The organism is Pseudomonas sp. St386, from assembly GCF_018325865.1.
GTDB classification, from domain to species: Bacteria; Pseudomonadota; Gammaproteobacteria; order Pseudomonadales; family Pseudomonadaceae; genus Aquipseudomonas; species Aquipseudomonas brassicacearum.
This window is the reverse complement of sequence record NZ_AP021900.1, coordinates 178,082-190,302: the sequence shown is the minus strand read 5'-3', so window position 1 is coordinate 190,302 and position 12,221 is coordinate 178,082. Positions and strand designations below refer to the sequence as shown.

Below are 12,221 nucleotides of genomic sequence, written 5' to 3'. Positions count from 1 at the left end.
ATAGGCGTAAAAAAACCCGGCCCATGCGTCATGCACGGGCCGGGTTTGGGGTGTTGCCGAACGCGTTACTGGACGGCGACGCCACCACCCAGCTTGCTCATCACGAATGCCGTGAATTGCTCAACGGTCATCTTCTGGCCGTTGAAATCGACCTGATTGTTGGCGTAGTGCAGCTTGGTGACAACATCGTTGCCTTCAAGCGTTGCCAGTTCCGAACCGACCGCCATGGCGCTGAACATATCGCTGGTGGCAGTGGCCTGATCGGCGATCAACTTGGCATCGGTCTGGCCTTCCATCTGTGCCTGCACGGTCATCAGGTCAACCAGCATCGGCTTGGAAACCTTGATGTTGAAATCCAGCAGGGCGAGCAACTGACGGCCCAACTCATCCGGTGGCAGGTCCATGGACTGCGGCTTGGCCAGATCAACGATCAGGCTGGCACGGCTTTCACCGTTGGCAGTATTGAAGGACAGGTTTTCCAACGCCACTTGCGGGGCGCCGGCCAGGAGTTTCTCCAAGTCGGCCTTAACCTGTGCTTCTTCAGCTTCGGTCAGGCTCAGCTCTGGCGCCGGCTCACCGGCTGCAGCGGCCTCGGCGGCAGCTTTTTCGTAAGGTTGCAGCTTGGTCTGGTAAATCTGCATCAGCGACATGGTGGCCGGGATGTCCAGATTCTTCAGGCTGACAGCCATCTGCGCCGAACCAATGGTCTTGTCGTTGAACGACAACTCACCGATCTTGTAATCGGCGCGCCCCGAAGCGCTGGTGCCGCTCTCGGTGCTGCTGTTCTTCATCTCGAAATTTTTCAAGCCCAGCACCGACTTCGGCTCACCAAAAGTGGCCTTGGTGCTGCTCATCAGCAGGGTGTTGTCACCCATGTAGTAACCGTAGGAGCTTTTGCTCAGGTTACTGGCCAATGTCAGGCCGTTCAGCTCAACCTGCACCGGAGTCTGGTCTTCGGCAACGGTGGTCAGCTTGAAGCTGTCCATGTAGCCGTCGGCCTTGACCTTCTGTCCCTGGGCGCTGGCAGCCAGGTCGATCTTAAGACCGGAGAAGGTGAGCTGGGATTGCTCATCCAGCTTGGTATCCACGGGCAGCAGCTCGTAGGTGCCATTGATGGATTGGTCGTAACCCAGGTTGACCACACCTTTGAGCGGCGATTGGTCCTTGGTGGCGGCGAACCACTTGTCAGTCAGCGGATTGCGCTCAAGGGCAGTGTGACTGGTGGCCATGACTGGCAGCCATTTGAGCGTTATCAGGCGCGAAAATGGCAGTGGGCCGTGTTCGATCTGGTCGACGAAGAGCAGCTCAACCGGCTCGCCGCCGAAGATCTCGCCCTCGCCCTTGAGGCGGTAGTGGGCGGTGCTGCTGAACGTTCCACGGTCCATGGAAACCAGCTCCAGGGTGGCCGTGCTGTTAGACCCGGCCAAGGCTGTCTGCATCTGCTTGTTGCTATCGGCGATAGCGTTCGTCAACACGCCTTCGAGTTTGGTCCCGGTGTACCAGGCGCCGCCCGCGCTGACAGCACCGACAGCCACAACGATTCCCAGAAGTATGCTTGCTGATTTATTCATGAGTGACCCGATCGATATCCATGGTTGAACAAAGCCGTCGTCTTCCCTGACCCGCAAAGGGTGTGGCTCGACGCCGTAAAAGAGGAGGGGAGATTACCATCAGGCACCCCTGCGGGCCCAATGTTTAAAGGGGTAAAAACGTTTTCTTGCGAGGTAGTCTACGAATATTGGACTTCGATCTCGTCGAGCTGATGGTCGAAAGTCTTGAGGCGGGCCGTCCAGGTGTACACCAGCACTTCGAAATCGCGATTGATCACTGCCGCGCCCGATGATGAGTCTGCGCGTGAATCGCAGAAGTCCAGTTGATAGCGTTCACGGGCCATGGCATTAGCCACGTCACACAACTCTCGGGCGTTGTTGAGCCAATGCCAGCCGTCCTGGGTGACTTGCTTATCCAAGGCAGCGCATTGGGTTTTCAGGGCTTCCAGGCTCTTTTCCAGCGGGGTACCAGTGAGTTCCCCCATGACTTCCTGGAACGTGCGGCCAGGCTGCCAATAACTGCCCCAGAAATAACGGTCAAACACCGTTTCGACACGTCGCAGCGCAACCTTGGTGTCCCAAATCAACACCAGTGTCTTGCCTTGTTCGAGGTGTTTTTTCTTGATGCGCTGACCCTGAAGCGATGCCCAGGCCACGATTGCAATGGATATCACGCCGATCAACGCCGCGGCGCTATCGAGGAATAACAGCGCTTTGTCGATCTGGTGAGTGAGCATGACGCCATAGAAATAAGTGGCCGAAAGCAGTATCAAAGCCGCAATGGCGCACCAGAAGCCGGGAGCATAAGGGTTTTTCATTATTGGAATCCCCATGACCAGTGACGTCGCGGGCCCTTGGTCGCCAAAGCCCGACTATCACAGCATAGCAACGGCATTGGGGGTTTGCCGGGGCATCAGGGGCTTGATCCGATTACCGGCCCAAAACGACAAAACCCCTGGCTGCTGATGCAGACAGGGGTTCTGGGAATTCAATCTTGACGATGACCTACTCTCACATGGGGAAACCCCACACTACCATCGGCGATGCATCGTTTCACTGCTGAGTTCGGGATGGGATCAGGTGGTTCCAATGCTCTATGGTCGTCAAGAAATTCTGTGACCAACCCGTTCAACAACAACGTGTCGGTAAAATCGATGACTTCTACTAAAAACAAAACCCCTACCTGCATCAGCAGATAGGGGCTTCGGAATTTAATCTTGACGATGACCTACTCTCACATGGGGAAACCCCACACTACCATCGGCGATGCATCGTTTCACTGCTGAGTTCGGGATGGGATCAGGTGGTTCCAATGCTCTATGGTCGTCAAGAAATTCGGGTACTGAGTCGCGGCCAGTCGGCCTCGCTTCAGCAAATTGGGTATGTGATAGCTTTGGTGTTTTGTGAGATTCGAACTTTCGGTTCGTTTCGTCTTCACACACCGCAATCTGGTCTCGTTCGCTTTTCAGCTCGGAGGATACAAATTGCTTGGGTGTTATATGGTCAAGCCTCACGGGCAATTAGTACAGGTTAGCTCAACGCCTCACAGCGCTTACACACCCTGCCTATCAACGTCGTAGTCTTCGACGGCCCTTCAGGGGACTCAAGGTCCCAGTGAGATCTCATCTTGAGGCAAGTTTCCCGCTTAGATGCTTTCAGCGGTTATCTTTCCCGAACATAGCTACCCGGCAATGCCACTGGCGTGACAACCGGAACACCAGAGGTTCGTCCACTCCGGTCCTCTCGTACTAGGAGCAGCCCCTCTCAAATCTCAAACGTCCACGGCAGATAGGGACCGAACTGTCTCACGACGTTCTAAACCCAGCTCGCGTACCACTTTAAATGGCGAACAGCCATACCCTTGGGACCGGCTTCAGCCCCAGGATGTGATGAGCCGACATCGAGGTGCCAAACACCGCCGTCGATATGAACTCTTGGGCGGTATCAGCCTGTTATCCCCGGAGTACCTTTTATCCGTTGAGCGATGGCCCTTCCATACAGAACCACCGGATCACTAAGACCTACTTTCGTACCTGCTCGACGTGTCTGTCTCGCAGTCAAGCGCGCTTTTGCCTTTATACTCTACGACCGATTTCCGACCGGTCTGAGCGCACCTTCGTACTCCTCCGTTACTCTTTAGGAGGAGACCGCCCCAGTCAAACTACCCACCATACACTGTCCTCGATCCGGATAACGGACCTGAGTTAGAACCTCAAAGTTGCCAGGGTGGTATTTCAAGGATGGCTCCACGCGAACTGGCGTCCACGCTTCAAAGCCTCCCACCTATCCTACACAAGCAAATTCAAAGTCCAGTGCAAAGCTATAGTAAAGGTTCACGGGGTCTTTCCGTCTAGCCGCGGATACACTGCATCTTCACAGCGATTTCAATTTCACTGAGTCTCGGGTGGAGACAGCGCCGCCATCGTTACGCCATTCGTGCAGGTCGGAACTTACCCGACAAGGAATTTCGCTACCTTAGGACCGTTATAGTTACGGCCGCCGTTTACCGGGGCTTCGATCAAGAGCTTCGCGTTAGCTAACCCCATCAATTAACCTTCCGGCACCGGGCAGGCGTCACACCCTATACGTCCACTTTCGTGTTTGCAGAGTGCTGTGTTTTTAATAAACAGTCGCAGCGGCCTGGTATCTTCGACCGGCGTGGGCTTACGCAGCAAGTGCTTCACCCTCACCGGCGCACCTTCTCCCGAAGTTACGGTGCCATTTTGCCTAGTTCCTTCACCCGAGTTCTCTCAAGCGCCTTGGTATTCTCTACCCAACCACCTGTGTCGGTTTGGGGTACGGTTCCTGGTTACCTGAAGCTTAGAAGCTTTTCTTGGAAGCATGGCATCAACCACTTCGTCACCCAAAGGGTAACTCGTCATCAGCTCTCGGCCTTAGAATCCCGGATTTACCTAAGATTCCAGCCTACCACCTTAAACTTGGACAACCAACGCCAAGCTGGCCTAGCCTTCTCCGTCCCTCCATCGCAATAACCAGAAGTACAGGAATATTAACCTGTTTTCCATCGACTACGCTTTTCAGCCTCGCCTTAGGGACCGACTAACCCTGCGTCGATTAACGTTGCGCAGGAAACCTTGGTCTTTCGGCGTGGGTGTTTTTCACACCCATTGTCGTTACTCATGTCAGCATTCGCACTTCTGATACCTCCAGCAAGCTTCTCAACTCACCTTCACAGGCTTACAGAACGCTCCTCTACCGCATCACTTACGTGATACCCGTAGCTTCGGTGTATGGTTTGAGCCCCGTTACATCTTCCGCGCAGGCCGACTCGACTAGTGAGCTATTACGCTTTCTTTAAAGGGTGGCTGCTTCTAAGCCAACCTCCTAGCTGTCTAAGCCTTCCCACATCGTTTCCCACTTAACCATAACTTTGGGACCTTAGCTGACGGTCTGGGTTGTTTCCCTTTTCACGACGGACGTTAGCACCCGCCGTGTGTCTCCCATGCTCGGCACTTGTAGGTATTCGGAGTTTGCATCGGTTTGGTAAGTCGGGATGACCCCCTAGCCGAAACAGTGCTCTACCCCCTACAGTGATACATGAGGCGCTACCTAAATAGCTTTCGAGGAGAACCAGCTATCTCCGAGCTTGATTAGCCTTTCACTCCGATCCACAGGTCATCCGCTAACTTTTCAACGGTAGTCGGTTCGGTCCTCCAGTTAGTGTTACCCAACCTTCAACCTGCCCATGGATAGATCGCCCGGTTTCGGGTCTATTCCCAGCGACTAGACGCCCTATTAAGACTCGCTTTCGCTACGCCTCCCCTATTCGGTTAAGCTCGCCACTGAAAATAAGTCGCTGACCCATTATACAAAAGGTACGCAGTCACCCAACAAAGTGGGCTCCCACTGCTTGTACGCATACGGTTTCAGGATCTATTTCACTCCCCTCTCCGGGGTTCTTTTCGCCTTTCCCTCACGGTACTAGTTCACTATCGGTCAGTCAGTAGTATTTAGCCTTGGAGGATGGTCCCCCCATATTCAGACAAAGTTTCTCGTGCTCCGTCCTACTCGATTTCACTTCTAAGATCCTTTCGCGTACAGGGCTATCACCCACTATGGCCGCACTTTCCAGAGCGTTCCGCTAAAATCAAAGAAGCTTAAGGGCTAGTCCCCGTTCGCTCGCCACTACTAAGGGAATCTCGGTTGATTTCTTTTCCTCAGGGTACTTAGATGTTTCAGTTCCCCTGGTTCGCCTCTTGCACCTATGTATTCAGTACAAGATAACCATCTTATGATGGCTGGGTTCCCCCATTCAGACATCTCCGGATCAAAGTCTGTTTGCCGACTCCCCGAAGCTTTTCGCAGGCTACCACGTCTTTCATCGCCTCTGACTGCCAAGGCATCCACCGTATGCGCTTCTTCACTTGACCATATAACCCCAAGCAATCTGGTTATACTGTGAAGACGACATTCGCCGAAAATTCGATCTTGCTCATGAGAGCAACTCACAAATTTTACCTTAGCCTGATCCGTTACCAGTGAAAGTAACGTTCAGTCTATCTTTCTATCACATACCCAAATTTTTAAAGAACGAACTAGTCAAAGACTAGAAATCAACATTCACCATCGAACCGATGGAATGCTCATTTCTAAGCTTTATACAATCGAAGCAGTAGTGGTGGAGCCAAGCGGGATCGAACCGCTGACCTCCTGCGTGCAAGGCAGGCGCTCTCCCAGCTGAGCTATGGCCCCGTATTTCTACAGGCGTTTCCCACACAAAATTGGTGGGTCTGGGCAGATTCGAACTGCCGACCTCACCCTTATCAGGGGTGCGCTCTAACCAACTGAGCTACAGACCCAATTTCGGGCTGCTTCTTTCGTCTTCTTCAATGAATCAAGCAATTCGTGTGGGAGCTCATGAAGCAGCTGCGGTCGTCGATTAAGGAGGTGATCCAGCCGCAGGTTCCCCTACGGCTACCTTGTTACGACTTCACCCCAGTCATGAATCACACCGTGGTAACCGTCCTCCCGAAGGTTAGACTAGCTACTTCTGGTGCAACCCACTCCCATGGTGTGACGGGCGGTGTGTACAAGGCCCGGGAACGTATTCACCGCGACATTCTGATTCGCGATTACTAGCGATTCCGACTTCACGCAGTCGAGTTGCAGACTGCGATCCGGACTACGATCGGTTTTGTGGGATTAGCTCCACCTCGCGGCTTGGCAACCCTCTGTACCGACCATTGTAGCACGTGTGTAGCCCAGGCCGTAAGGGCCATGATGACTTGACGTCATCCCCACCTTCCTCCGGTTTGTCACCGGCAGTCTCCTTAGAGTGCCCACCATTACGTGCTGGTAACTAAGGACAAGGGTTGCGCTCGTTACGGGACTTAACCCAACATCTCACGACACGAGCTGACGACAGCCATGCAGCACCTGTCTCAATGTTCCCGAAGGCACCAATTCATCTCTGGAAAGTTCATTGGATGTCAAGGCCTGGTAAGGTTCTTCGCGTTGCTTCGAATTAAACCACATGCTCCACCGCTTGTGCGGGCCCCCGTCAATTCATTTGAGTTTTAACCTTGCGGCCGTACTCCCCAGGCGGTCAACTTAATGCGTTAGCTGCGCCACTAAGAGCTCAAGGCTCCCAACGGCTAGTTGACATCGTTTACGGCGTGGACTACCAGGGTATCTAATCCTGTTTGCTCCCCACGCTTTCGCACCTCAGTGTCAGTATCAGTCCAGGTGGTCGCCTTCGCCACTGGTGTTCCTTCCTATATCTACGCATTTCACCGCTACACAGGAAATTCCACCACCCTCTACCATACTCTAGCTCGACAGTTTTGAATGCAGTTCCCAGGTTGAGCCCGGGGATTTCACATCCAACTTAACGAACCACCTACGCGCGCTTTACGCCCAGTAATTCCGATTAACGCTTGCACCCTCTGTATTACCGCGGCTGCTGGCACAGAGTTAGCCGGTGCTTATTCTGTCGGTAACGTCAAAACACTAACGTATTAGGTTAATGCCCTTCCTCCCAACTTAAAGTGCTTTACAATCCGAAGACCTTCTTCACACACGCGGCATGGCTGGATCAGGCTTTCGCCCATTGTCCAATATTCCCCACTGCTGCCTCCCGTAGGAGTCTGGACCGTGTCTCAGTTCCAGTGTGACTGATCATCCTCTCAGACCAGTTACGGATCGTCGCCTTGGTGAGCCATTACCCCACCAACTAGCTAATCCGACCTAGGCTCATCTGATAGCGCAAGGCCCGAAGGTCCCCTGCTTTCTCCCGTAGGACGTATGCGGTATTAGCGTCCGTTTCCGAGCGTTATCCCCCACTACCAGGCAGATTCCTAGGCATTACTCACCCGTCCGCCGCTCTCAAGAGGTGCAAGCACCCCTCTACCGCTCGACTTGCATGTGTTAGGCCTGCCGCCAGCGTTCAATCTGAGCCATGATCAAACTCTTCAGTTCAAACATCTTTGGGTTTTGAGAAAACCCTAAACTTGGCTCAGCAATCGTTGGTTACATCTTTGATTTCTCGCGGAGCAACTTGTGATGCTGATAATCTGTTGACTAGCAGTCTGACTCCACAAGCACCCACACGAATTGCTTGATTCAGTTGTTAAAGAGCGGTTGGCTGAGTCTTTCGTCTCAACCGAGGCGCGCATTCTACAGCGCCCCGTGTATCTGTCAAGCGGTTATTTTCAGAAGTTTTCAAAGTTTCCTTTGCAACTTCAACCACTTGCGCTTCCGATCTCTCGTTAGCGGGAGGCGAATTCTACAGCGTTACTCGCTGCTGTCAACACCTCTTTTTCACCGCTTTCGACCGAGAAGATCGAACCGCTGATAGAGCCAAACAACACCGCTCTACCTGCTCCTTCCGGGCCTCGATGAACTGAAGCCCAACACCTTCGAAACTTACTTAACTCATTGAATATCAAGGAGTTTTCCGTTTCGACTGCGCCGGAAGTGGGGCGAATTATAGACTTCCAGAATCTGCCGTCAACCCTTAATTTCGCTTTTCTATCAATAAGTTGCGCAACACGGGCAAACCCGCTGCTTTTGTCCTTAAGAACCTCCCTCTATATAGAAGAGAAGACTCAAAGAACCCCCGCCTCTCTGAACGCCGTCACCGCTGCTTGGTCCAGCCCCAACACTCGCTGCAGGACCTCCAGCGTATGCTCCCCTAATAAAGGGGGCGCATTGCGATATTCCACCGGCGTCTCGGAGAGTCGAATCGGACTCGCCACCTGAGGCACGCTACCAGCCAGTACGTGAGGCAATTCCATCGCCAATCCACGTGCCTGCACCTGAGGATCGGCAAACACCTGGGCAAGATCGTTGATTGGCCCACACGGCACACCCGCCTGCTCCAACTGAACCACCCACTCGGCTGTAGTCTTGAACACCGTCGCCTGACGAATCAACGGAATCAACACCGCCCGATTCGCCACCCGCAGCTTGTTTGTGGCAAAACGCGGGTCATCAGCCCACTGCGGTTGACCGGCAACCTCAGCGAATTTTCGGAACTGGCCGTCGTTACCCACCGTAAGGATGAAATCGCCATCGGCCGTAGGAAAATCCTGATAAGGCACGATGTTCGGATGTGCATTGCCCAGCCGTTTCGGCGCGTTGCCCGTGGTCAGGTAGTTCATCGCCTGATTGGCCAGGCAAGCCACTTGAACATCCAGCAAGGCCATATCGATGTGCTGCCCGCCGCCGGCATGATCACGATGCGCCAGCGCCGCCAAAATAGCAGCAGTCGAATACAGCCCCGTGAGAATATCCGTCAGCGCGACCCCCACCTTCACCGGCCCCGCACCCTCATCGCCCTCAGGGCGACCGGTCAGGCTCATCAAGCCCCCCAGCCCCTGAATCATGAAGTCATACCCGGCACGCTTGGCATAAGGGCCGGTCTGGCCAAACCCAGTGATTGAGCAGTAGATCAATTGCGGATTGATCGCCTTTAGCGACTCATAGTCCAGACCATAAGCCGCCAGCCCGCCAACCTTGAAGTTTTCGATCAGGATGTCGGACTTGGCCGCCAGCTCTCGCACCAGCCGCTGCCCCTCCGGACGCGTGAAATCGATGGTCACCGACTGCTTGTTGCGATTGGCCGACAGATAATAAGCAGCCTCGGTCGTGTTCTCGCCTCGGGCATCCTTCAGGAAAGGCGGCCCCCAGGCGCGGGTGTCGTCACCATTGCCGGGACGCTCGACCTTGATGACATCAGCCCCCAGGTCCGCCAGGATCTGTCCGGCCCACGGCCCGGCCAGGACCCTCGATAAATCCAATACCCGCAGATGCGAAAGCGCGCCCATGGACGTTCCCCTATTAATAGAACGCCTGGATACCGGTTTGCGCACGCCCCAGGATCAGCGCATGAACATCGTGGGTGCCTTCGTAGGTGTTTACGACTTCCAGGTTCACGAGATGACGAGCGACGCCAAACTCATCGGAAATACCGTTGCCACCCAGCATGTCCCTCGCCATGCGAGCGATATCCAGGGATTTGCCGCAGGAGTTGCGCTTCATGATCGAGGTGATCTCGACCGCCGCCGTGCCCTCATCTTTCATACGTCCAAGACGTAGGCATCCCTGCAGGGCCAGCGTGATTTCGGTCTGCATGTCGGCCAGCTTCTTCTGAATCAACTGATTGGCAGCCAGCGGACGCCCAAACTGTTGGCGGTCCAGCGTGTACTGGCGAGCGGTATGCCAGCAGAACTCAGCGGCCCCCAAGGCGCCCCAGGAGATGCCGTAGCGCGCCGAGTTCAGGCAAGTAAAAGGGCCCTTCAGGCCACGGACATCCGGGAAGATGTTCTCTTCTGGAACGAATACGTTGTCCATCACGATTTCGCCAGTGATCGAGGCGCGCAACCCGACCTTGCCGTGAATGGCCGGCGCACTCAGGCCCTTCCAGCCCTTCTCGAGCACGAAGCCGCGGATATCGCCGGCGTCGTCCTTACCCCAGACGACAAAGACGTCGGCGATCGGACTGTTGGTGATCCACATTTTGCTACCCGTCAGGCTGTAGCCGCCCTCCACTTTGCGCGCCCGGGTAATCATCGCGCCCGGGTCGGAACCATGGTTCGGCTCGGTCAGCCCAAAGCAACCGATCCATTCACCAGACGCCAGCTTCGGCAGATACTTCTGTTTTTGCGCCTCGGTACCGAATTCATTGATCGGCACCATGACCAGCGAGGACTGCACGCTCATCATCGAGCGATAACCGGAATCGACGCGCTCGACTTCACGAGCGATCAGGCCATAGCTGACGTAGTTCAGCCCACTGCCACCGTACTGCTCAGGAATGGTTGCCCCCAGCAGGCCGATCTCACCCATCTCGCGGAAAATCGCCGGGTCGGTCTTCTCATGACGAAACGCTTCCAGCACCCGCGGCGCGAGCTTCTGCTGGGCGAACTGCTCAGCAGTGTCGCGGATCATGCGTTCTTCTTCGGTGAGCTGCTGATCCAGCAACAATGGATCGATCCAGTTGAAGCTCGCTTTACCGGCCATGAAAGAGTCCTCGCCAATTAAATGAAAATCGTGGATTGATCCTAGGCGCGCTTTCCTACAAGGGCAAACGAGGATTGCGCACTATCTTGTGCTAATTTCTCACTCCGTAAACGCCATAAACCCCGTTTATGTCGATATTGAGTGAGGCTTGCGTACATGCGCCGTAAAATCCCCAGCACCACCGCCCTGATCAGTTTCGAGGCTGCCGCACGTCATGAGAGCTTCACCAAGGCTGCGCACGAGCTTTCTCTTACGCAGGGCGCGATCTGCCGACAAATCGCCAGCCTGGAAGACTTCCTCAGCGTGGAGCTTTTCCGACGCTCGCGTCGAGGCGTCAAACTGACCGAAGCCGGCCTTTCCTACAGCCGTCGAGTCGCCACCCAACTGGACGCCGTCGAGCGCGACGCTCTTTCAGTGATGGGACACACCGGTGCGAACGTGATCGAACTGGCCGTGGTTCCAACCTTCGGTACTCAATGGCTGCTACCACGCCTCAAGGATTTCCAGCAGCAGCATCCGGAAGTCACCGTCAACCTGACCAACCGCACAAGGCCCTTTCTCTTTGCGGACACAGAGTTTGACGCCGCCATCTATTTTGGTGATGCGGACTGGTCCGGTACCGAATCCCACAAACTGATGGGCGAAAATCCGATGCCGGTATGCAGCCCTACCTTACTGGGAGATCGGACGAGCCTGACACCAGAGGCCATCGCCGAATTGCCCTTGCTCCAACAGACCACTCGCCCGTATGCATGGCGCCAGTGGTTCAATGCCCAGAACCTGAACATTGCACGAGACCTGACAGGCCCGCGTTATGAACTATTCTCCATGCTTGCCCAAGCGGCCATGCACGACATGGGCATTGCGCTGATTCCACCCTTCTTGATCCAGCGCGAGCTGGCAGAGAAACGACTGGTCGTGGCCAACCGTAGCGCGCTATCGAGCATCAAGGCCTACTACCTGATGATTCCAGAGCGAAAGGTCGAATCCGCCTCTCTTCGAGCTTTTCGCGATTGGCTCGTGAAGCAGGCCACTAGCTATCTCCTTGATTAAAAAGGAAAAGCCTAAGACTTACTTAGGTAGTCAACTAACAAAGGTCGCTACAGATATAAGTTTATGTCGCATTCAGTCAATCTGTTATGAAGCCCGTGCAGTAGTCTCCAAAGCGTTTAAATACATGGCTTTGAG

At 54.6% G+C, this 12,221-nt stretch carries 5 protein-coding genes, 2 tRNA genes and 4 rRNA genes; 1 reads left to right on the top strand and 10 read right to left on the bottom strand.

Annotation, left to right across the window (positions count from 1 at the left end; translation table 11 throughout):
* Positions 1-65: 65 nt before the first annotated feature.
* The 10 genes from KI235_RS00895 to KI235_RS00850 form a co-directional block, all read right to left on the bottom strand.
* The gene (locus tag KI235_RS00895; RefSeq protein WP_028237210.1) at positions 66-1,571 is read right to left on the bottom strand and encodes a YdgA family protein; all 1,506 of its coding nucleotides are present in this window, start codon (positions 1,569-1,571) and stop codon (positions 66-68) included.
* A 158-nt stretch (positions 1,572-1,729) separates the two neighbouring features.
* Entirely contained in the window at positions 1,730-2,368 is a 639-nt protein-coding gene (locus KI235_RS00890) for a hypothetical protein (protein WP_013691999.1), read from the bottom strand.
* Between the two features lie 174 nt (positions 2,369-2,542).
* Positions 2,543-2,658, bottom strand: a 5S ribosomal RNA gene (rrf, locus tag KI235_RS00885).
* Between the two features lie 107 nt (positions 2,659-2,765).
* A 5S ribosomal RNA gene (rrf, locus tag KI235_RS00880) occupies positions 2,766-2,881 on the bottom strand.
* 168 nt (positions 2,882-3,049) lie between these two features.
* Positions 3,050-5,941: ribosomal RNA gene (locus KI235_RS00875) — 23S ribosomal RNA — on the bottom strand.
* Positions 5,942-6,187: 246 nt separating this feature from the next.
* A tRNA-Ala gene (locus KI235_RS00870) sits at positions 6,188-6,263 on the bottom strand.
* Positions 6,264-6,293: 30 nt separating this feature from the next.
* Positions 6,294-6,370: transfer RNA gene (locus KI235_RS00865), tRNA-Ile, on the bottom strand.
* Positions 6,371-6,451: 81 nt separating this feature from the next.
* Positions 6,452-7,988, bottom strand: a 16S ribosomal RNA gene (locus KI235_RS00860).
* Together the 16S, 23S and 5S rRNA genes with 2 tRNA genes alongside form the textbook arrangement of a ribosomal RNA operon.
* Positions 7,989-8,617: 629 nt before the next feature.
* Positions 8,618-9,838 (bottom strand): CaiB/BaiF CoA-transferase family protein, encoded by a 1,221-nt coding sequence (locus tag KI235_RS00855; protein WP_003196454.1) that lies wholly within the window; start codon positions 9,836-9,838, stop codon positions 8,618-8,620.
* A gap of 13 nt (positions 9,839-9,851) precedes the next feature.
* Positions 9,852-11,033 carry an acyl-CoA dehydrogenase gene (locus KI235_RS00850; RefSeq protein WP_003196452.1) on the bottom strand — a complete coding sequence of 394 codons (1,182 nt, stop codon included), beginning with the start codon at positions 11,031-11,033 and terminating at the stop codon, positions 9,852-9,854.
* Positions 11,034-11,189: 156 nt separating this feature from the next.
* On the opposite strand from KI235_RS00850, the gene KI235_RS00845 reads away from it, so the two are divergent.
* Positions 11,190-12,086, top strand: a complete 897-nt coding sequence (locus tag KI235_RS00845) for a LysR family transcriptional regulator (protein WP_003196450.1) — start codon at positions 11,190-11,192, stop codon at positions 12,084-12,086.
* Positions 12,087-12,221: the final 135 nt, after the last annotated feature.